The sequence below is a fragment of the Aeromonas sp. DNRA1 genome (assembly GCF_963888745.1).
GTDB classification, from domain to species: Bacteria; Pseudomonadota; Gammaproteobacteria; order Enterobacterales; family Aeromonadaceae; genus Aeromonas; species Aeromonas hydrophila.
This window is the reverse complement of record NZ_CAWPKQ010000008.1, coordinates 12,662-33,269: the sequence shown is the minus strand read 5'-3', so window position 1 is coordinate 33,269 and position 20,608 is coordinate 12,662. Positions and strand designations below refer to the sequence as shown.

Here is a 20,608-nt window from a genome sequence, read left to right as displayed (position 1 = left end):
GAGATGAGGACAGGAACAGTGCGGCTGCACCGGGTGCTCAAGGCACCGCCGATGCGGATCTACCGGGCCTTTATCGAGGCCGATGCGCTGGCCAAGTGGCTGCCGCCCTATGGCTTCACCTGCCGGGTGGAGCAGCTGGAGGCCCAGGTGGGCGGCCACTTCCGGATGGCGTTTACCCATTTCGGCCATGGCAACAGCCACGCCTTTGGCGGCGAATACCTGGAGCTCGAACCGGGCAAGCGCATCCGCTACACCGACCGGTTCGACGATCCCAACCTGCCGGGAGTGATGCACGTGACCGTGATCCTGACCGGGGTGGTGTGCGGCACCGAGCTCGCCATCGTGCAGGAGGGGATCCCCGAGGCCATTCCGGTAGAGATGTGCTATCTCGGCTGGCAGGAGTCGCTGGCCCAGCTGGCCGCTCTGGTGGAGCCGGAGATCCCGCCGGGCTGAGTGACGCCCACGAAAAAGCCTGCCAACTGGCAGGCTTTTTTATTGCTGGCGGCCTGTGCGCGCCAAACCACCATCCGGGCTCAGCGGCCGGGGGCCTTGTCCAGCGGGAAGGCGAAGAGATCGCGGCGATAGGTCTCGACCACCAGGCTGAACGGCACGCCATCCCCCCGTGAGAGGATGGCCCTATGCTGCAGCACCCGCTCGGGGATCGCCAGCGGCTGGTCACTGCTGGTAAGGGTGGGCATCTGCATCTCCCAACCGGCCGGCAGGGGCGCCCACAGCAGGGTGGAAGAGAGGGTCCGGCGGCTGAAGTTGAGCGCCTTGACGGCCAGGCCAAACGGGGTATCGCTGGTGTCGAGGAGCCGGTTCATCTCGGGAGTGAGGCGGCTTTGCACGTACCAGTTGTCCGCTTCGGAGAAGACATGATCGCCGCAGGCGAGCTGTACCCGGCGATAGCCAACGGGCTCGTCGGCCGCGATCTTGAGCTGCTCGCGGACGGCGGCATCGGCCGGTTTGCGGGTATCCTGATCACGCAGGGCGCGGATGCGCGGCTCCCCGGCCATCCGGTGGTCGGCGCACCAGTTCTGCAGGGTGACGGTGGCGCTCGGGTTGCTGAGCAGGGTGGCATTGAGGGTCTGCAGCAGCGCCTGCGCCTTGAGACGGGTGACGGGGGTGTCGGGCCAGCTTGCGGCGACGCTTTCCTGCGCCTGCGCGGCGCCATGGCACAGCAAGGCCGCCAGCATCATTACTCGGATCTTCATGTTTCTCTTACCCTTTCTACTTTGACGCCGGATTGTAACCGCGAGAGGGCCGAAGACCACGCCTTTATGCCCAGAGCCGTCGCCAGCGACCATGCCGCTAGATCCGGCTCGCCTCCGTTCGCGGATAAAAAAAGCCTGCCAGCGGGCAGGCTTTTTCGTACCAGAGTCCGGCTTATTGCAGCTTGATGGCGCCCAGGTAATCCCCCTTGCCGAGCTCGACCCCGGCCTTGCGCAGCAGGGCATAGGTCATGGTGAGATGGAAGTAGAAGTTGGGGATGCCGTATTCATGCACGCAGGTGTAGCCGTCCATCCCCTTGCCACCGGCCCAGTAGGGGTAGTAGTGGCCGCTCGCATACTGGCTGAAATCGGCATCCAGCTTGCTCTGCAGATAGGTGAGGGTCTTGGCCACATGGGCGCGCAGATCCGCCATGGTCTTGGGGTCATCCCCCAGCACCGGCGGCTCGCTCAGGCTGGCGGTGGCCACCACGGCGCGGGCGCTGTCGCAGCAGATCAGCACCTGCTTGCTGAATGGCAGCATGTCGACGATCAGCCGATCGCCGAAGAAGTTCTCCACGTTGAATTTCTTGGCGGCGGCGTGGGCCTCGGCCTTGGCCAGACAGTGGTCGAGGTTGGTCAGCATCTTGATAAACTGGGCGACGATATCACGATTCATAATGCGCTCTCGGTTGGTTGAAGGCAGTTAAACGAGCGGCATCCACTATAGCGTATCCCCCCGTTTGTTCGAGCCCACCCCCGCAAAAAGCAGTACCGACCTGCCTTCCCAGCGACAGGATTGGACGACCCCGCGCGGCAGGTCCGTTTGCCCTTGCCGACGCACTGAGTCCCTCTTCGGCTCTTTTTTGATCTGTGACATGCATCACGCATTGGCAGGGGCGTAGGCTGATTCGCGCAGCCCGGGCATACCACCGGGCCCCATAAAAGGAGAGTGCCATGAAAATCTATGACCGAAACCGCAATGCGCTCACACCCGGTCAACGCGTGATGATCGCTGCCACCGGCGCCGTCGACTTTCTGAAAGAGGCTCACACCGACAACCTGACCCCCTATCAGGCCGAGCATGAAAAGTGCGTGCTGCTGGCCAACTCCCGGGAGCACTACGCCCCCATCGAGTTGATTAGACTAGGCTGATAACCCGCGTTCTCTGTCACCCTACTCTTTACAATTCACCCGGCCGCCGCGCCCCGTTGGGGCCGGGTTTCTGCTCTCTACTCCTTCTCCGAGCCGCTGCACCTTATGAGGGCGAGGCGATGCAGCTTGCCGGTATCCAGCCTGATTGCCCCGCTTCGTTGTGAACCCAGAGCCAGCCTGCTAGCTCCCGATCCACCCGTACCCGCTCCCCCGCCGCCACGTCAAGCTCCCGGGCGGTATAGTCCTGGCGCGCCTGCGCCTCCTCCGTGCCGATCGGGGTCAGCAGGGACAGGGGCGCCCACCCCTCGTTGCCGTCTGCGGTAAAAGTGCGCACCCAGCCCGGAAACTCGTCGTCCTCGTGGCCGATGCGCACCCGCTCTCCGGCCCGAAAGGCGATGGGATTGGGGTAGCAGGTGTGGTGCGCCGTGGTGATCAACGCCAGCATTGTCTCGTCCTCCGACAGGTTCTGATGAGTAACGTCCAGAGTCATACCACAAGCCGGGCCCCGTTGCGTCAACCGGGCTCACACCCTCTGGCAGAGGGCGATCTCCCCCGGGGCGGGCCGACGACCCTGATCCCCACGATTCATTACTACCAGTGAATTTTCATATCATTCGAGTGTCATTTCAGTGAACACATCACCGCCCTAGACTGCTTCTCGAACCTTAACGAGGAGTCTTGTATGAAACTCACCCATATCCCGTTGCTGGCCGGCACCCTCGCCTCGGCCTTCTCTTTCAACACCTTCGCCGGTGACATCGTCTCGGTACAGTTCAGCGATGGCCGCGCCGCCGTCAGCGGGGTCGAGGCGGTCAACAACGCGCTCAACCCCATCGGTGTCAACGTGGTCACCGTCGACATTCCCGAGGCCGCCAGGCCGCTGCTCGCCGCCTCCCACCGCCGCGCGTTGACCAAAGCGGAGCACGGCGCCCTGATTGCGGCCTTCAATCTGAGTCAGGGGGAACTGCTTGAGCAGGCCAGGCTCGCAGGGCGCGAGCCCGCGGTGCAAGGAGGCGGCGTCGCCACCGAGGAGACCGGCGTCGGCCCCTACCCCAAGGTCTATGACCTGATGGCGCTGGACGAGCGCACCCGCAGCGCCGTACTCGGCAAATATGGCCGCATGCACGTCAACTCCGCCGAGGACGGCACCGACATCGACGAGGTGATGACGGTGGTCAGCGGCGGCCCGTTCCGCTGGGGCTTTACCCTCGAAGACGGCAGCATCGCCCGCTTCCAGATCGACAAAGTGGGCCTTGAGGACAAGGCCGTGCGAGTCAGCTATCACGGGCTGGGCATGCATGCCGGGCTGATGGACGCAAAACAGGGGCTGCTGGTGGCCTTCGCCCACGGCCCCAGAGCGTTCACCATGCGCTACCAGGCGGATGTACCCCACGCGCAGCTGCTCGGCACCAACCCCTGGGCCGATGTCGGCATCACCCTGCCCCCCGCCCCCGGCAAGGTGCAGTAAGCCGGTGCGTGTCATCTGGCGGCGGGGCCCGGGCCCTGCCGCCTGCTTTTATGCCTGCCGTCACGGGCCGGGATGCCCGGGGCTCATCGCCTCTCTATTCGTCTGCGTCTCTGCCGGGCCCGCCACGCCCGGAGGGCCATGATCCGGGCCGCTCTACCACCGGCAACTCTCTGTCTGGCGGGGGATGGGGGGTGGACACCCCGGGGAACCGCACTATTGTGATAAAAGTGCGCAATGATGGCGCCATCATTTACCAGTAGTGAATTAACGGGGGCAGGATGAACAAGATCACGGCGCTGAACGTCTTTCGCCGGGTGGTGGAAATGGGCACCTTCAGGGCAGCGGCGGACGATCTGCGCCTCTCCCAGGCGGCGGTCAGCAAGAACATCAACGAGCTGGAAGCCTTTCTCGGCATTGCGCTGATCAACCGCACCACCCGGCGGCTGAGCGTCACCGAAGCCGGCATGGCCTATTACGGCCAGATATGCGCCGTGCTGGACAGCCTGGAGGCCGCCGACCAGTCCATCATGGCTGCCTCCTTCACCCCCAGGGGCAGGCTGAGGATCGGCATGCCCATGTCCTACGGGCTGATCCGCCTCAACCCCCTCGTCTGCGCGTTCCAGCGCCGCTACCCGGAAATCGGCATTGAGGTGATCCTGAGCGACGCCTACATGGATCTGGTGGATCAGGGGCTGGATGTGGTGATCCGAGGGGCAGGCACCCTGGAGGACTCTACCCTGCGCGCCAAACCCCTGTGCGAGGTGCAGCGGGTGCTCTGCGCCGCCCCCGACTACCTGAAGGAGGCGGGCCAGCCTGCCCACCCGGCGGATCTCAAGGCCCACAACTGCCTGCGCTACAGCCTCTCCTCCTCCCCCAACAAGTGGTTCTTCACCCGGGACGCGGAGAGCGTGGCAGTGGAACTGCCCCCCGCCAGCTTCTGTGCCAACAACGGCATCGCCCTGAAACAGGCGGCGGTGCAGGGGCTCGGGGTGATCCTGGTGCCGGATGAATTCGTGTCGAACGACCTGTCGGACAGCACCCTGGTCAGACTGCTCCCCGACTGGCAACCCGACCCCCACGCCCTGTTCGCCGTCTACCCCTTCCACAAGGAGCAGTCCCGCAACGTGCGGCTCTTTATCGAATTTATCGTCAAGGCGTTTCAGCCGAGGTAAGTCAGACAGGCGGGAGCTTGGGGTTTGTGCCTCTCGGCCACGATACCGATAACCCATCTTATGCGGCGTGTAGGTTCGATTAGCGAAGCGTAATCGGACGATCGCGTGATTGGCTATATAGCGGCAAGGCTATGCTTGGCTTTTCAGTCTCAACAAGGGAAAGAGGATGGCCAACTGGCGGCGGGCATGGTGGCCCGGCGGAACCTGGTTCTTTACCGTCAACCTGCTGGAGCGGCGCAACAACCGGTTGCTGGTGGAGCAGATCGACTTGCTGCGCCATAGCGTTGCCAAAGTGCAGCAGGCTCACCCCTTCGCCATTCACGCATGGGTGGTGTTGCCCGACCATCTCCACTGCATTCTCTCTTTGCCGGAAGGGGACACCGATTTCCCCCTGCGTTGGCGGTTGATCAAAAGCCACTTTTCCCGCGCCTTGCCGGTGACCGAACGGCGCAGCCAGACCCGGTTACGCCACGGGGAGCGGGGCATCTGGCAACGCCATTATTGGGAACACCTGATCCGGGATGAGCAGGATTACCGCCACCATATGGATTACGTCCATATCAACCCGCTCAAGCATGGTCATGTCACCCGGGTGGCCGATTGGTCGTATTCCACCTTCCATCGTTATGTGGCGAGCGGCATCTATCCGCCGGATTGGTGCGGATCAGTGGATGGGGTGTTGGGGGGATGGGAGTGAACACCTAAAAGGGTTGTTCCGTTGTAAGCGACCGATTACGCGATCGTCCGATTACTCGATCGTCCGATTACGCTTCGCTAATCGAACCTACGGCCCTTTTCCCGCGCCTTGCCGGTGACCGAACGGCGCAGCCAGACCCGGTTACGCCACGGGGAGCGGGGCATCTGGCAACGCCATTATTGGGAACACCTGATCCGGGATGAGCAGGATTACCGCCACCATATGGATTACGTCCATATCAACCCGCTCAAGCATGGTCATGTCACCCGGGTGGCCGATTGGTCGTATTCCACCTTCCATCGTTATGTGGCGAGCGGCATCTATCCGCCGGATTGGTGCGGATCAGTGGATGGGGTGTTGGGGGGATGGGAGTGAACACCTAAAAGGGTTGTTCCGTTGTAAGCGACCGATTACGCGATCGTCCGATTACTCGATCGTCCGATTACGCTTCGCTAATCGAACCTACGGCCCTTCCGTACCCATGGCCGATGCCACCGCAGATGCGCAGGCCAAGCAGTTTGTGGCCCCCAAGGATGCAGCCAACCTCTATATCTATCGCAATGAGACCTTCGGCACGGCGGTGAAAATGCCGCTGCTGGTGGATGGCTCTGCCGTAGGCGATACCGTGGCCCACAGCTATATCCTCAAGCAGGTGACGCCGGGCAGCCACACCATCACCTCCAAGTCGGAGAACGATGCCACCCTGACCCTCAGCACCGAGGCGGGTAAAAATTACTACGTCTGGCAGGAGGTCAAAATGGGCCTGCTGATGGCTCGCTCCAAGCTGAGTCAGGTCAGTGAAGAGGAGGGCAAGCAAGGGGTGATGGAGAGTAAGTTGGTTAAGTAATCTGATATCTTCACCGAATAAACAGGGCGTAGTCTCAACAGCTACGCCATCTGTCAGAATGATGGAGAGCCCAAATTATTGTTCCACTATATCGAGATATTGAACTCAGTTCCGTTCAAATAACCACAATATGTCGGAAATTTTTTATAATGAGAGGTGTTTTTACTCCATCGTAAAGCTGAATAACCACCAACTATACGGTGTCCAACCCATCGCTCATCAATCAGCTTAAATCCACTAGGTTTATTTAAAAGCAATAAACTTCCCATGAATTGGTACCATTCTTGAGTTGTCAGTAATCTATCTCCATATGCATGATATGAACGTCCGCTGTCATATATATTAAAGTTCATTCTCCAATATGAGCTGAATTCTTTTAATAACTGTGACTCTAATGGGCTGGAACCTTTATATCCGAAATCAATCATGGGTATATGATAGACTTGACCCATAGTTATTACTCTAGAATTTATTGCTAACTCAAAGTCTTGTGGTAATTCCATGATCATCTGCAAGAAGATATTCTCATTTAGTTCTGAAATTGCAAGATGTATAGTCTCACGATAATCTTGGAAAGACTGAGGTATGTAGTGATAACGACTTAATTCAATGTTTGACGATGCCCAAACTGGGTTGGTGTTAATATAATTTCGCAATAACAGCGCCACCCATTGGAATGGGTGCCTCCCCATCTTTATACCCAGCTGGGTATTGTACGGATAATTATTTGACATTTATACCCTTCAACATCTGGAAAAATTCCATTGAAAACTGGTCAGTCATGCCAGAAACAAAGTCAACAATTAGGTGTGCACGTAAAACCCACTCTTGATGAGCATCCATAGACATAGTTTTTGTTTTTAGCATTGCGTTAAGAGCTGCCTCATCTTCCATTTTTTTAGGAGGAAGAGCTTCATTTAATAATGCCGACATATAAGCTTTAACATGTCTAGAGGGAAGCCTATTAAATAGTCTATGATGAAGTTTTAGATTTTTTTTGTTTATTTCATCTACATCACTAATAACAAGAGATATAAAAGATTCCTTTGGCAGGCTTAAGAGTTTTTGATATTCATCAAGAATTCCATAAATTATTGAAAATCCTGAAAGTTCCATTTCCTCTGCTTCACATGAAGAAAACAAATACTTCCCTGTGTAGGTTTTTAATAATTTAAGAACAGAATGAGAGGTAGTGCCCTTAAAAATAATCTCCTTATCCAAGGAAAAATCTAAAAACTTATCGTAATTTGATATGAAAAATTCAGCCACGTCATGGACTAGAATATTCTGAAGTTGGGTTTTGAATGAAAGAAAAACACCTATAGGTGAATCTATACCTTGTTGTTGAGTCAGCTGAATCAAGAGTTTTTTATATTTATCGTCATTATTGACGTGCGCTAACTCCTTTTCGGTCAGCAATTTCATATTCGCTATAAAATGCTCAAGAGTTATAATCCCCTTCTCAATTCCATCTTCAATATCACTAATGCAGTATGATATGTCATCCGATGCCTCCATAAGAAAACCAAGAGGATGACGTGAATGTTTTGGCATACTTAGTGCTTGCCAAGCCTTATGAATAATGTGTTTTTCTGTTTCAAAGAAACCAATTTTTTTGGTGAACGGTTTCGCTGGTGATGATGATTTTGTTTCAGGACTATGAGTATACTTCAAAAATGATGCAAGTTGAGAGAATGTTAGATTAAGACCATTAAAACCATCATCTCCTTGTAACTTTGTAATGATTCTAAATCCTTGCGGATTGCCATCAAAATTATAAAAATCGCTTAGAAGAATATCTTTATTTATAACACCATCAGTTTTCGGAATTGCACTTGCAATAACATTATCCATTCCAGCAGATCTTGCCCACTCAACAATTGCTGCTTCACCGAAGTGACCAAAGGGTGGGTTACCAATGTCATGCATTAAACATGCTATTTCTACAATATTTGAAATAGCTAGACCATTTTCTTTCCAGTACTCTTTTTGAGAATCCGAAATATTATCTGCCTGTGATATCATTTCGGTTATTTTAGCTACAATATATCGTCCGATATGTGATACTTCAATAGAATGGGTTAATCTGCTCCGAACCGCGGAATTGCTTTCCAAAGAAAAAACTTGGGCTTTCTGCTGTAGCCTTCGAAAGGGTGCAGAATAGATTAGACGAGCTCTATCACTCTGAGTCGCAGCTAAAATTGAAGAGTGCTCGGCAGTGGATACTCGAGACCTATCTATTTTAATTAAATTTTCCATATATTCCCCGTGCCATAACCAATAAATTAAGTCATCTAAATGTAATAAGTGGCATTTTACTTATTAATCACTTTTTTTTCAATGAAAACATAATTGTATGTATCTGAAAAAATGCGCTAGTTTTTTAATTTATTAACGCCCAGAGTACACGTGATTAGTTGTACACATAAAACATAAATCTTGAGGTTGTTAAAATAATGAGCTAATAGATTTTAATCTGTATTGCTCATAATTTATGGAGCGGAATGTTAAATACATAAATACATAAATACATAAATACATAAATACATAAATACATAAATACATAAATACACATATATTACTCTTGCCACGATTAGTAATATAAAGCCCAACCCGGCTTAGGCCGGGTTGATTGCATCAAGAACGGGAAAAATCAGAGCGCTTCCAATCTGGCATACGCCGTCACCAGCCACTTGGCGCCGACGTCGTCGAACTGGATCTGCACCCGGCTCTGCTGGCCGACTCCTTCGAAGTTGAGTACCACCCCTTCGCCGAATTTCGGATGGAGCACCCGCTGGCCGAGCTTGATGCCGCTGGCGTCAAAGCTCTGCTGCACCTCGTTCTGGCTGAAGCGGCCGTACTGGGTGGGGCGGCTGACTTGAGTGCGCAGCCGGATCTCTTCCAGACACTCGGCGGGCATCTCGCGGATAAAGCGGCTCGGTTTGTGGAACATCTCGCGGCCGTAGATGCGGCGGCTCTCGGCATAACAGATGTAGAGCTTCTCCATGGCGCGGGTCATGCCGACGTAACAGAGGCGGCGCTCTTCTTCCAGCCGGCCCGACTCCTCGGTGGATTGCTGGCTGGGGAACATCCCCTCTTCGACGCCGACCAGCAGCACCAGCGGGAACTCCAAGCCCTTGGCACTGTGCAATGTCATCAGCTGCACCGCGTCGGCATATTCGTCCGCCTGATTCTCGCCAGATTCCAGCGCCGCGTGGGCGAGGAAGGCGGAGAGATCGCTCATGTCTTCCAGCTCGTCCGGGCGCTGGTACTGGCGGCAGGCGGTGACCAGTTCGTCCAGGTTTTCTACCCGCGCCTGGGATTTCTCGCCTTTTTCCGCCAGATACATCGCCTTGAGGCCGGAGTGCTGGATGGCGATATCCGCCTGCTGGTGCAGGGGCAGCAGGGAGACCTGTTCCTCCAGCGCGTCGATGAGATCCACAAAGCCGCGCACCGCGTTGCCGGCGCGGCCGGTCAGCACCTTGTCATTGAGCAGCGCCTTGGCCGATTGCCACAGGTTCTGGCCCTGATCGCGGGCGTTGTTGCGCAGGATCTCGAGGGTGCGATCGCCGATGCCGCGGGTCGGGGTGTTGACCACCCGCTCGAAGCTGGCGTCGTCGCCACGGTTGTTGATAAGCCGCAGGTAGGCCATGGCGTCTTTGATTTCCTGGCGCTCGAAGAAGCGCAGACCGCCGTAGATGCGGTAGGGCATGGCGTCCTGCATCAGCGCCTCTTCCAGCACCCGGGACTGGGCGTTGGAGCGATAGAGGATGGCGCAGTCGGCCAGCAAACCGCCCTTCTCTTTCCAATCCTTGAGGCGGCCAACCACAAAGCGGGCTTCGTCCACCTCGTTGAAGGCGGCGTAGAGGGAAATCGGCTCCCCCTCGGCCCCTTCGGTCCACAGCTCCTTGCCGAGCCGCTCCGCATTGTTGGCGATGACGCAGTTGGCGGCTTTGAGGATATTGGCGGTGGAGCGGTAGTTCTGCTCGAGACGGATGGTCTCGGCGCCCTGATAGTCGGTCAGGAAGCGCTGGATGTTCTCGATCTTGGCACCGCGCCAGCCGTAGATGGACTGGTCATCGTCGCCGACGATCATCACCTTGCCGGTGTCGCCGGCCAGCATCCGCAGCCAGGCGTACTGGATGCCGTTGGTATCCTGGAACTCGTCCACCAGGATGTTCTGGAAGCGATCGCGGTAGTGCTCGAGGATGTGCGGCTTGTTGAGCCACAGCTCGTGGGCGCGCAGCAGCAGCTCGGCAAAATCCACCAGCCCGGAGCGATCGCAGGTCTCCTGATAGGTCTTGTAGATCTGCTGATAGGTGCGGGTGACGGGGTCGCCGTAGAGGTCGATGTCGCCAGGGCGCAGCCCCTCGTCCTTCTTGCCGTTGATGTAGCCCATCACGGCGCGCGGGGCCCAGTGCTTCTCGTCGAGGTTGAGCGCCTTGAGCACCCGGCGGATGAGACGGTACTGGTCGTCGGAGTCGAGGATCTGGAAATCCTGCGGCAGCCCTGCATCCAGATGGTGGGCCCGCAGCAGGCGGTGGGCGATGCCGTGGAAGGTGCCGATCCACATGCCGCGCACGCCGTCACCGATCACTTTTTCGACCCGGCCGCGCATCTCGGCCGCCGCCTTGTTGGTAAAGGTCACCGCGATGATGGAGAAGGGTGAACAGCGTTCCACCTGCATCAGCCAGGCGATACGGTGCACCAGCACCCGGGTCTTGCCCGAACCGGCACCGGCCAGCACCAGCAGGTTGCAACGGGGGGCCGCCACCGCGTCTCTTTGCTTGTCATTGAGCCCGTCGAGCAGGGTTGAAACGTCCATCACCACTCCTGTTTATTTATACAGGCGGGGATTATACGACCTGCGGCGCCACAGACCAAATCGGCTTGTCGGTGACCGTTGCAAGCCGGTTGCTTGCCACCGAGGATGACGCGTTCCAACCGAGAAAAATCCATCAGTTGGCACCATTGGAAGCCACTTTTTGTACAACTTGAAGAAAACGCTTGCTTATAACCTTATGAATACAAACATAAATGTCATTTGGAGCCAATTATTCACAGAATTTAAATCTGAAAACAGGCATCAAAACAACCACTTATAAAGTGATTTGCTTATATTTCAAACCGTTAACGCAAACGTTTTTCCTTTATGATCTCCTTGACCCACACCATGGCTCACTTACAGTTAGCCAGCGTGCTTTATGGCCTGCCCTGGCAGGTTGTGGACCCTCACATAACAATCAAGGATACGATCGTGACTAAAGTGCTCAAGCTGGCCACCGTTGCCGCCCTCACTCTCGCTGCCCTGTCTGCCCAGGCAGCCTCCCAGCCCGCCGTCATCTACGACACCGCAGGCAAATTCGACAAATCGTTCAACGAAGCCGTGTTCCGCAATGGCGTCGAAGTCTACAACAAAGACAAAGGCGTCAAGGTCAAGGAGTTCGAACCCCAGAACGAAGCCCAGCGTGAGCAGGGTCTGCGTCGTCTGGCCAGCCGTGGCAACGGTCCGATCGTTGCCGTCGGCTTCAACATGGGTTCCGCGGTAGAGAAAGTAGCGACCGAGTTCCCGAAAACCCAGTTCACCATCATCGACATGGTGGTCGACAAGCCGAACGTCCAGTCCGTCATCTTCAAGGAGCATGAAGGTTCCTTCCTGGTGGGCGCCCTGGCTGCCATCGCCTCCAAGACCGGCAAGGTCGGCTTCGTGGGCGGCATGGACATTCCGCTGATCCGCAAGTTCGAGTGCGGCTACGAGCAGGGTGCCAAGTACGTCAATCCGAAGATCGAAGTGTTCCAGAACATGACCGGCTCCACCCCGGCGGCGTTTGCTGACCCGGCCAAGGGTGCAGAACTGGCCAAGTCCCAGTTCGCCAAGGGCGCCGACGTGGTCTATGCCGCCGCTGGCGGTACCGGCATCGGTGTTTACCAGGCCGCCAAGGACGAAGGCAAGCTGGCCATCGGCGTGGATTCCAACCAGAACCACCTGCAACCGGGCACCATGCTGACCTCCATGGTCAAGTCGGTTGGCCTGGCCGCCTACCAGACCTGGGATGACGCCGCCAAGGGCACCTGGAAACCGGGTATCAAGAACCTGGGCCTGGCCGAGGGTGGTGTGGATTGGGCACTCGACAAAGACAACGAGAAGCTGATCACCCCCGAGATGAAAGCCAAGGTTGACGCCATCAAGGCTGAAATCATCTCCGGCAAGGTCAAGGTGCACGACTACATGAGCGACAGCACCTGCAAATACTGAGTAACCGCTACTACTCTCAACCCAACGACCGGCCCGCACGGGCCGGTTTTTAGTCTCTTTTCATGACCCGCAAGGACTGCATCATGGACCAGACAGATCGCTATGCCATCGAATTAAGGGGTATCGATAAGCGGTTTGGCGAAGTGTACGCCAACAAGCAGATCGACCTTAAGGTTCGTAAAGGCAGCATTCACGGTATCGTCGGTGAAAATGGCGCCGGCAAGTCGACCCTGATGAGCATCATCTACGGTTTCTACCACGCCGACAAAGGCGAGATGTTCATCGACGGCAACCCGTTCAAACCCCATGGCTCACAAGATGCGATTGCCGCAGGCGTGGGCATGGTGCACCAGCACTTCATGCTGGTGAACAACTTCACGGTTTTGGAAAACGTCATTCTCGGCGCGGAAAACGGCTGGCACCTGGGCAAGAGCCTGGCGGCGGCCGAAAAGCTGCTGGGCGAGCTGGCACGGGACTATGGTCTCGAAGTGCCGCTGCACGAGAAGGTCGAGGATCTGCCTGTAGGCCTGCAACAGCGGGTCGAGATCCTCAAGGCGCTCTATCGCGGCGCCCGCATCCTGATCCTGGACGAGCCGACCGGGGTTCTGACCCCGCAAGAGGCGGATCATCTGTTCGAGGTGCTCAAGAAGCTGCGCGATCAGGGCGCCACCATCATCCTCATCACCCACAAGCTGCGCGAGATCCTGGCCATCACGGATCAGGTTTCCATCATGCGCCGGGGTGAAATGGTGGCCCACGTCGCCACCAAGGATACCGACAAGGAGCAGCTCGCCGAGCTGATGGTGGGCCGCAAGGTGCGCCTCAAGGTCGACAAGGGGCCGACCCAGCCGGGCGACGCCAAGCTCAAGGTCGATGGCCTCAGCTATGTGGACGACGCCAGGGTGGAGCGGGTCAAATCCGTCAGCTTCGAGGTGCGGGCCGGTGAAGTGGTCGGCATCGCCGGCGTCTCCGGCAACGGCCAGTCCGAGCTGCTCAGCCTGCTCGGCGGCATCCTCAAGCCGAGCAAGGGCAGCTTCACCATCACCGGTGGCGGTCAGGCCCACGAAGTGAGCGTGAGCCACCCGGCCGACCCGGAGCGGGTGCGCAACTTCGGTCTCGGCCACGTGCCGGAAGACAGACACAAGATGGGTCTCATCAACCGCTTCGAGGCGAAAGAGGCCTTCATCCTCGGCTATCACCGCCGCCCCCAGTACAACAAGGGCTGGCTGCAGAACAAAGAGGCGATCCTGCAGGATTGCCAGGCCAAGATGGACAAGTGGGACGTGCGCCCGCCCCACCCCGAGCACAAGACCGCCAACTTCTCCGGCGGCAACCAGCAGAAGCTGGTGATCGCCCGGGAAGTGGAGCAGGACCCGGATGTGCTGCTGATCGGCCAGCCGACCCGCGGGGTCGACATCGGCGCCATCGAGTACATCCACCAGCAGATCATCGCCATGCGCGACAAGGGCAAGGCAGTATTGCTGGTATCGGTGGAGCTGGACGAGATCATGAGCCTCTCTGACCGCATCCTGGTCATCGCCGACGGTCGCATCGTCGGTGAGCTGGATGCCGCCAAGGCGGATGAACGCACCATCGGTCTGATGATGGCGAACATAGTTCCTGACGACGTGGCGGCAAGCCAATCACAAGGAGCCACATCATGAAGCTCACAGCCACTTGTAACGGATTCGGCCTGCTGATGGTCAACCCCCCCGTCTCCGACCAGATTGCCAAGGAGGCTCGCCCATGAGCCAAGCACGTATCCCTGCCTGGATCTCCGTGGGCGTACTGCCCGCGGTCAACATCCTGCTGGCCTTCCTGGTGTCGGCCATCCTGTTCTACTACCTCGACATCAACCCGGTCGATGCTGCCGAGATCATGTGGTACGGCGCCTTCGGCACCGGTGAAGGGGTCGGTTTCACCCTCTACTACGCGACCGGCTTCATCTTTACCGGTCTGTCGGTGGCGGTGGCCTTCCACGCCGGCCTGTTCAACATCGGTGGCGAGGGGCAGGCCTATATCGGCGGCCTCGGCGTCGGTCTGGTCTGTCTGCTGCTGGGTGATTCCCTGCCGTTCGCTTTGCTGCTGCCGCTGGCCATCATCGCCGGCGGCCTGTTCGGTGCGGCCTGGGCCTTCATCCCGGCCTGGCTGCAAGCCAAGCGCGGCAGCCACATCGTTATCACCACCATCATGTTCAACTTCATCGCCGCCTCCCTGATGGCCTACCTGCTGGTCGAGGTGTTCAAGCCGGCGGGCTCCATGGCCACCGAGAGCAAGGTGTTCGCCGAGGCGAGCTGGCTGCCGAAGATGAGCGAACTGGCGGGGGCATTCGGCATGGAGATGTCGAACAGCCCGCTCAACATCAGCTTCTTCTGGGCACTGCTCTGTGCGGCCCTGGTGTGGGTCTTCATCTGGCATACCCGCTGGGGCTACGAGATCCGCTCGGTCGGCGCCAGCCAGAGTGCGTCCGCCTATGCCGGCATCTCCTATCCCAAGGTGGTGATCCTGGCCATGGTGATCTCCGGCATGCTGTCGGGCTTCTTCGCCCTCAACGTACTGCAGGGTGAACTGCACCAGATCAAGCTCAACTTCGTGGAAGGCTTCGGCTTCACCGGCATTGCGGTGGCGCTGATGGGGCGCAATCACCCGGTCGGCGTCATCATCGCCAGCCTGCTGTTCGGCTTCCTCTATCAGGGCGGCGCCGAGCTGAGCTTCGAGTTCGGGGTGGACCGCAACATAGTGGTGGTGTTGCAGGGTCTGGTGATCCTGTTCTGTGGCGCCCTTGAGCACATGATGCGTCCGCGCATCGAGCAGCTCTATCTGGCGTTTGCCAACCGCTCTGCGCAAGTCAAGGGGGCCTGATCATGAGTGAAATCAAGATCCTGATGTCGCCGAGCCTGACAGTGAAGGGGTATCACCATGTTTGAAATTCTGATCCTGATGCTGGATGCCACCATCCGTACCGCGCCGCCCCTCATTCTGGCGGCCATGGCCGGCATGTTCTGCGAGCGCTCCGGGGTGGTCAACATCGCCCTGGAGGGCAAGCTGCTGGCGGCGGCGTTCGCCAGTGCGGCGGCGGCAGCCGTCTCCGGCTCTGCCTGGATTGGGCTGGGTGCCGGGGTGGGTGTCTCCATCCTGTTCGCCCTGATGCACGGCTTTGCCACCATCACCCACCGTGGTGATCAGGTGGTGAGCGGCATGGCCATCAACATCCTGGCGGCCGGCCTGACCGTCACCCTGGGCCGTTACTGGTTCGATCAGGGCGGTCAGACCCCGGCGCTGTCCGGCGCGGCCCGCTTCGCCCCCATCGACCTGCCCTATGCCAAGGAGCTGTATGACGTGCCTGTCGTTGGCCAGCTCTACAGCGAGCTCTTGAGCGGCCACTCCCTGCTGGAGTACGTGGCGTTTGCCGCCGTGCCGCTGGCCTGGTGGGTGCTGTTCCGTACCCGCTTCGGCCTGCGCCTGCGGGCGGTGGGCGAGGCCCCGGCTGCGGTCGATACCGCCGGTATCTCGGTGGTGCGCATGCGCTACACCGCGCTCATCATCGGCGGCCTGCTGGCCGGTATCGGCGGCACCTACCTGGCGGTGGCCCAGACTGCCCAGTTCATCCCCAACATGAGCGCGGGCAAGGGCTTCATGGCGCTGGCGGCGCTGGTGTTTGGCAAATGGCGCCCCTGGAACGCCATGGCGGCCTGCCTGCTGTTCGGCTTCCTCGATGCGGTCGCCATCCGGCTGCAAGGGGTCAGCATCGGGGGTTTCCCGATCCCGGTGCAGGCCATCGAGGCACTGCCCTACATCCTGACCGTGTTCCTGCTGGCCGGCTTCATCGGCAAGGCGGTGGCACCCAAGGCGCTCGGCACCCCCTACGTCAAGGAACGGGAATAGTCCCGCCCTTCATGCCATGCAAAAGGCCCGCATATGCGGGCCTTTTTTATTGAGCGAAGTCAGCCGACGGGGCGTACCAGCGCGGGCTGATGGGGATCGCTCAGCCGCTCCGCCAGATAGTCCACCAGCAGCCGCACCTTGGGAGAGAGATGGCGGTTGTGGGGATAGAGGGCCCAGATCCCCTCCGCCGGCGCCCGCAGCTCGGGCAGCAGCTCGATAAGCTCGCCTTGGGCCAGATGGTCGCTCACGTAGTAGTCCGGCAGCTGGATGATGCCGATCCCCTTGAGCGCCGCATCCAGCAGGGCGTGGCCGCTGTTGCAGTGCAGCAGGCCGTGCACCCGCACACTGTGGGGGCGGCCATCTAGGGTGAAGTGCCACTCGTCGCTGTTGCCCACCAGGCAGGTGTGGCGAGTCAGCTCGGAGAGGCTGTTGGGCATGCCGTGGCGGGCGGTGTAGGCGGGCGAGGCGCACACATAGGGCACCCGCTGCGCCAGCTTGCGCGCCACCAGGCTGGAGTCCTTGAGGTGGCCGAGCCGCAGCGCCAGATCGTAGCCCTCGTGCACCAGATCCAGCAGCTGGTTGGTGAGGTTGAGGGTCACCTCCAGCTGGGGAAAGCGCACCATGAAGTCGTTCACCAGCGGGGCGATGCGGCTCTCGCCGTAGGAGACCGGAGCCGTGATGCGCAGGGTGCCCTGCGGCACCGCCTGATGGCGCCCCACCGCCAGCTCCGCCTCGTAGAGGTTGTCCAGCAGCTGACGACAGTGGCGATAGTAGATCTCGCCGAGCTCGGTGAGCCGCACCTGACGGGTGGTACGCAGCAGCAGCTTGGCCTGCAGCCGATCCTCCAGCTGCGCCACCTGCCGGCTGACTTGCGCCACCGACACCCCCAGCTTGCGCGCCGCCGGGGTAAAGCCCCCCTGCTCCGCCACGCTGACAAATTCACAGATCCCTTCCCAGCCGAACATTATTACCTGTCTGTAAAAGTGATTTCAGATTTCGCCTTATTATCACCAAATAAGCGGGAAACTACACTGGATGTCCGAACCCATTCTCCTCACCCTGCTCAACAATAAGGACATCCGTCATGGCACAGGTTCAAAGCATCAAGTGTAAGGCCGCCATCGCCTGGGGCCCGGGCCAGCCCCTCTCCATCGAAGAAGTCGACGTCATGCCGCCCCAGGCGGGCGAAGTGCGGGTGCGCATCGTCGCCACCGGCGTCTGCCACACCGATGCCTTCACCCTCTCCGGTGAAGATCCGGAAGGGGTCTTCCCCTGCATCCTCGGCCACGAGGGGGGCGGCATCGTCGAATCCGTCGGCGAGGGCGTCACCAGCGTCAAGGTGGGCGATCACGTGATCCCGCTCTACACCCCCGAGTGCGGCGAGTGCAAGTTCTGCAAATCCGGCAAGACCAACCTGTGCCAGAAGATCCGCGCCACTCAGGGCAAGGGGCTGATGCCGGACGGTACCACCCGCTTCTCCAAGGATGGCCAGCCCATCTATCACTACATGGGCACCTCCACCTTCAGCGAATACACGGTACTGCCCGAGATCTCCATCGCCAAGGTGGACCCGGCCGCCCCGCTGGAAGAGGTCTGCCTGCTCGGCTGCGGCGTCACCACCGGCATAGGCGCCGTGATGAACACCGCCAAGGTGAAAGAGGGTGAGAGCGTCGCCATCTTCGGGCTGGGTGGCATCGGCCTCTCCGCCGTTATCGGGGCTCGCCTGGCCAAGGCCGGCCGCATCATCGCCATCGACATCAACGAGAGCAAGTTCGAACTGGCCCGCAAGCTGGGCGCCACCGACTGCATCAACCCGAACGACTACGACAAACCCATCCAGGAGGTGATCGTCGAGCTCACCGACGGCGGCGTCGACTTCTCGTTCGAGTGCATCGGCAACGTCAAGGTGATGCGTGCAGCGCTCGAGTGCTGCCACAAGGGCTGGGGCGAGTCGGTCATCATTGGCGTGGCCGGCGCCGGCCAGGAGATCAGCACCCGTCCGTTCCAGCTGGTCACCGGCCGGGTCTGGCGCGGCAGCGCCTTCGGCGGCGTGCGCGGTCGTAGCGAGCTGCCGAGCTACGTGCAGCGCTACATGCAGGGCGAGTTCAAGCTGGACGACTTCATCACCCACACCATGGGGCTTGAGCAGATCAACGAGGCGTTCGATCTGATGCACGAAGGCAAGAGCATTCGCAGCGTCATCCACTACTGAGCATGATCACCCCGCCCGCCACCGTGGGCGGGGTGCAGGAGTTCCCCCGATGAATCTGGACATAATCAGCAGCAACAAGAGCTTCGGCGGCTGGCACAAGCGCTACAGCCACGCCTCCGAGGTGCTGGGTTGCGAGATGCGCTTCGCCATCTATCTACCGCCCCAGGCCCTCACCGGCCAGAAGGTGCCCGTGCTCTACTGGCTCTCCGGCCTCACCTGCACCGATGAAAACTTCATGCAGAAGGCGGGCGCCCAGCGCATCGCCGCCGAGCTCGGCATCGCCCTGGTGGCACCGGACACCAGCCCGCGCGGTGAAGACGTCGCGGACGACCCAGGTTACGATCTCGGCATGGGCGCCGGCTTCTACGTCAACGCTACCCAGCATCCCTGGCGCGATCACTACCAGATGTATGACTACGTCACCCGCGAGCTGCCCGAGCTCATCGAGACCCACTTCCCGGTCTCGACGAAACGCGCCATCAGCGGCCACTCCATGGGTGGCCACGGGGCGCTCATCGCCGCCCTGCGCGAACCCAGTCGCTACCGCTCGGTGTCGGCGTTCAGCCCCATCAGCCACCCGAGCCGCTGCCCCTGGGGCCAGAAGGCACTCGGCGCCTACCTCGGCAACAACCCCTTGCTGTGGCAGGAGTGGGATGCCTGCCAGCTGCTGCGCCACCACCCGGTGACGCCGCTGCCGACCCTGGTGGACGTGGGGCTGGACGATCCCTTCCTGGCCGAACAGCTGCACATCGACGCCCTCGCCGATGCGGCTGCCGGCAAGGAGTGGCCGCTGGAGCTCAACCGCCACCCCGGGTACGACCACAGCTACTACTTCGTGGCGAGCTTCATCGAGGCGCACCTGCGCTTTCACGCCCGTCACCTCTGATCGAAACAGGCCCGTGACGGGCCTGTTTTTTCTACTCGGTGGACAAGACCATTCAGCTGCCCTGCCGGCTCACCTCGCCGGAGCCGGCGATCTCGCTCTGCAGCACGGGATCGCCCCAGTAGCTGACCGAACCCGAGCCGGCGATGCCCACCTTGAGCCGCTCCTGGGCCCGGACCTCCACGTCGCCGCTGCCGGCGATATTGACCTCCACCTCGCGCCCCTTCAGCTCGGCCCCCAGCACATCCCCCGAGCCGGCGATGTTGAACTCGACGGCCCTAGCCGTGCTGTTCCCCAGATCCAGGCTGCCGGCGCCCGCGATGTTGCCCTCCAGCCGATCCAGCTCGAGCCCGTCGGCGACGATGTCACCGACCCCGGCCACCGACAGCACCAGCGCCTCCCCCTTGAAGCCGCGCAGCTCGCCGTTGGCGACCCCTGCCAGTGCCAGCTCATGGAGCGCGGGCAGGGTGATGGTGATCTCCAGCGGCTCGGTCGGATCGAGCCGGTAGCCGTCCTTCACCTCGATCTCCAGCTTGTCGCCCCGCTCGTTCAGCACCAGGTAGGGCAACAGGTTCTCCTGCCCACGGATGCGCAATCCGCGCGGCTCGCCGGCCACCAGATGGACGCTGGCAGGCACGCCGGCCAGCACCCGGGTCACCTGCCGGCCCACCCCGTGCTGCTGCTCGATCACGGCCCCCGCCCCGCTCACCCGGGTATCATCCAGCCAGCTGCACCCGCTGAGCCCGACCGCCAGCACCACGCCCATCATCCATTTCATCGCCACTCTCCTCATTGTGTATTGGCCAGTCGTGGCCCCTTGGTCAG

The 20,608-nt window shown here is 59.5% G+C and carries 21 protein-coding genes; 13 read left to right on the top strand and 8 right to left on the bottom strand.

Translation table 11 applies throughout. The annotated features are described in order from the left end of the window. The first annotated feature begins 3 nt into the window (after positions 1-3). The gene (locus AACQ43_RS20005) at positions 4-453 is read left to right on the top strand and encodes an SRPBCC family protein (protein WP_168968493.1); all 450 of its coding nucleotides are present in this window, start codon (positions 4-6) and stop codon (positions 451-453) included. Positions 454-533: 80 nt separating this feature from the next. Here the strand turns inward: AACQ43_RS20005 and AACQ43_RS20000 are convergent, their stop codons facing one another. Together AACQ43_RS20000 and AACQ43_RS19995 are read right to left on the bottom strand one after the other, a co-directional pair. Then, entirely contained in the window at positions 534-1,199 is a 666-nt protein-coding gene (locus AACQ43_RS20000) for a hypothetical protein (protein ID WP_168968559.1), read from the bottom strand. Positions 1,200-1,386: 187 nt separating this feature from the next. Then, positions 1,387-1,887, bottom strand: a complete 501-nt coding sequence (locus tag AACQ43_RS19995) for a DUF1993 domain-containing protein (RefSeq protein ID WP_168968491.1) — start codon at positions 1,885-1,887, stop codon at positions 1,387-1,389. A 278-nt stretch (positions 1,888-2,165) separates the two neighbouring features. Between AACQ43_RS19995 and ydfZ the strand changes: the two genes are divergently transcribed. After that, positions 2,166-2,363: a putative selenium delivery protein YdfZ gene (gene ydfZ, locus AACQ43_RS19990; protein ID WP_168968489.1), complete on the top strand. Its 198-nt coding sequence runs from the start codon at positions 2,166-2,168 to the stop codon at positions 2,361-2,363. 103 nt (positions 2,364-2,466) lie between these two features. Here the strand turns inward: ydfZ and AACQ43_RS19985 are convergent, their stop codons facing one another. Further along, complete coding sequence (locus AACQ43_RS19985) at positions 2,467-2,808, bottom strand: SH3 domain-containing protein (RefSeq protein ID WP_103244057.1); 342 nt, start codon at positions 2,806-2,808, stop codon at positions 2,467-2,469. A gap of 237 nt (positions 2,809-3,045) precedes the next feature. Between AACQ43_RS19985 and AACQ43_RS19980 the strand changes: the two genes are divergently transcribed. From AACQ43_RS19980 to AACQ43_RS19960, 5 genes are all read left to right on the top strand, one after another. Continuing rightward, entirely contained in the window at positions 3,046-3,831 is a 786-nt protein-coding gene (locus AACQ43_RS19980; RefSeq protein ID WP_168968487.1) for a hypothetical protein, read from the top strand. Between the two features lie 278 nt (positions 3,832-4,109). Next, complete coding sequence (locus AACQ43_RS19975; protein WP_168968485.1) at positions 4,110-5,003, top strand: LysR family transcriptional regulator; 894 nt, start codon at positions 4,110-4,112, stop codon at positions 5,001-5,003. Positions 5,004-5,169: 166 nt separating this feature from the next. Further along, on the top strand, positions 5,170-5,700 hold the full coding sequence (locus AACQ43_RS19970; RefSeq protein WP_168968483.1) for an REP-associated tyrosine transposase: 531 nt from the start codon (positions 5,170-5,172) through the stop codon (positions 5,698-5,700). Between the two features lie 108 nt (positions 5,701-5,808). After that, a complete protein-coding gene (locus tag AACQ43_RS19965) occupies positions 5,809-6,075 on the top strand; it encodes an REP-associated tyrosine transposase (RefSeq protein WP_445206794.1) in 267 nt (88 codons plus the stop codon). Between the two features lie 106 nt (positions 6,076-6,181). After that, positions 6,182-6,547: a DUF2846 domain-containing protein gene (locus tag AACQ43_RS19960; RefSeq protein ID WP_168968481.1), complete on the top strand. Its 366-nt coding sequence runs from the start codon at positions 6,182-6,184 to the stop codon at positions 6,545-6,547. Between the two features lie 86 nt (positions 6,548-6,633). Here the strand turns inward: AACQ43_RS19960 and AACQ43_RS19955 are convergent, their stop codons facing one another. The 3 genes from AACQ43_RS19955 to uvrD all read right to left on the bottom strand — a co-directional run bounded on the left by AACQ43_RS19955 (position 6,634) and on the right by uvrD (position 11,372). Beyond that, positions 6,634-7,281 (bottom strand): primase 1D-like protein, encoded by a 648-nt coding sequence (locus AACQ43_RS19955; RefSeq protein WP_168968479.1) that lies wholly within the window; start codon positions 7,279-7,281, stop codon positions 6,634-6,636. Beyond that, positions 7,271-8,806: a dGTPase gene (gene dgt / locus AACQ43_RS19950; RefSeq protein WP_168968477.1), complete on the bottom strand. Its 1,536-nt coding sequence runs from the start codon at positions 8,804-8,806 to the stop codon at positions 7,271-7,273. Before dgt ends, AACQ43_RS19955 begins: the two co-directional genes overlap by 11 nt. A gap of 394 nt (positions 8,807-9,200) precedes the next feature. Beyond that, positions 9,201-11,372, bottom strand: a complete 2,172-nt coding sequence (uvrD, locus tag AACQ43_RS19945; protein WP_168968475.1) for a DNA helicase II — start codon at positions 11,370-11,372, stop codon at positions 9,201-9,203. A gap of 432 nt (positions 11,373-11,804) precedes the next feature. On the opposite strand from uvrD, the gene AACQ43_RS19940 reads away from it, so the two are divergent. The 4 genes from AACQ43_RS19940 (at position 11,805) to AACQ43_RS19925 (ending at position 16,688) form a co-directional block, all read left to right on the top strand. Next, positions 11,805-12,803, top strand: a complete 999-nt coding sequence (locus AACQ43_RS19940) for a BMP family lipoprotein (protein ID WP_024944638.1) — start codon at positions 11,805-11,807, stop codon at positions 12,801-12,803. 83 nt (positions 12,804-12,886) lie between these two features. Further along, positions 12,887-14,467 (top strand): ABC transporter ATP-binding protein, encoded by a 1,581-nt coding sequence (locus AACQ43_RS19935; RefSeq protein ID WP_039214817.1) that lies wholly within the window; start codon positions 12,887-12,889, stop codon positions 14,465-14,467. Positions 14,468-14,549: 82 nt separating this feature from the next. Continuing rightward, positions 14,550-15,665: an ABC transporter permease gene (locus AACQ43_RS19930; RefSeq protein WP_005307647.1), complete on the top strand. Its 1,116-nt coding sequence runs from the start codon at positions 14,550-14,552 to the stop codon at positions 15,663-15,665. Positions 15,666-15,722: 57 nt separating this feature from the next. Further along, entirely contained in the window at positions 15,723-16,688 is a 966-nt protein-coding gene (locus tag AACQ43_RS19925; protein ID WP_024943032.1) for an ABC transporter permease, read from the top strand. A 59-nt stretch (positions 16,689-16,747) separates the two neighbouring features. Here AACQ43_RS19925 and AACQ43_RS19920 read toward each other — a convergent pair whose 3' ends face one another. Next, positions 16,748-17,653 (bottom strand): LysR substrate-binding domain-containing protein, encoded by a 906-nt coding sequence (locus AACQ43_RS19920; RefSeq protein WP_005307641.1) that lies wholly within the window; start codon positions 17,651-17,653, stop codon positions 16,748-16,750. A gap of 119 nt (positions 17,654-17,772) precedes the next feature. Between AACQ43_RS19920 and AACQ43_RS19915 the strand changes: the two genes are divergently transcribed. Further along, positions 17,773-18,900: an S-(hydroxymethyl)glutathione dehydrogenase/class III alcohol dehydrogenase gene (locus tag AACQ43_RS19915; RefSeq protein ID WP_017410549.1), complete on the top strand. Its 1,128-nt coding sequence runs from the start codon at positions 17,773-17,775 to the stop codon at positions 18,898-18,900. A 49-nt stretch (positions 18,901-18,949) separates the two neighbouring features. Further along, positions 18,950-19,786, top strand: a complete 837-nt coding sequence (gene fghA, locus AACQ43_RS19910; RefSeq protein ID WP_168968473.1) for an S-formylglutathione hydrolase — start codon at positions 18,950-18,952, stop codon at positions 19,784-19,786. 52 nt (positions 19,787-19,838) lie between these two features. On the opposite strand, the gene AACQ43_RS19905 is transcribed toward fghA, so the two are convergent. Next, positions 19,839-20,561, bottom strand: coding sequence for a head GIN domain-containing protein (locus AACQ43_RS19905; RefSeq protein ID WP_168968471.1), 723 nt, complete (start codon positions 20,559-20,561; stop codon positions 19,839-19,841). Positions 20,562-20,608 lie beyond the last annotated feature (47 nt).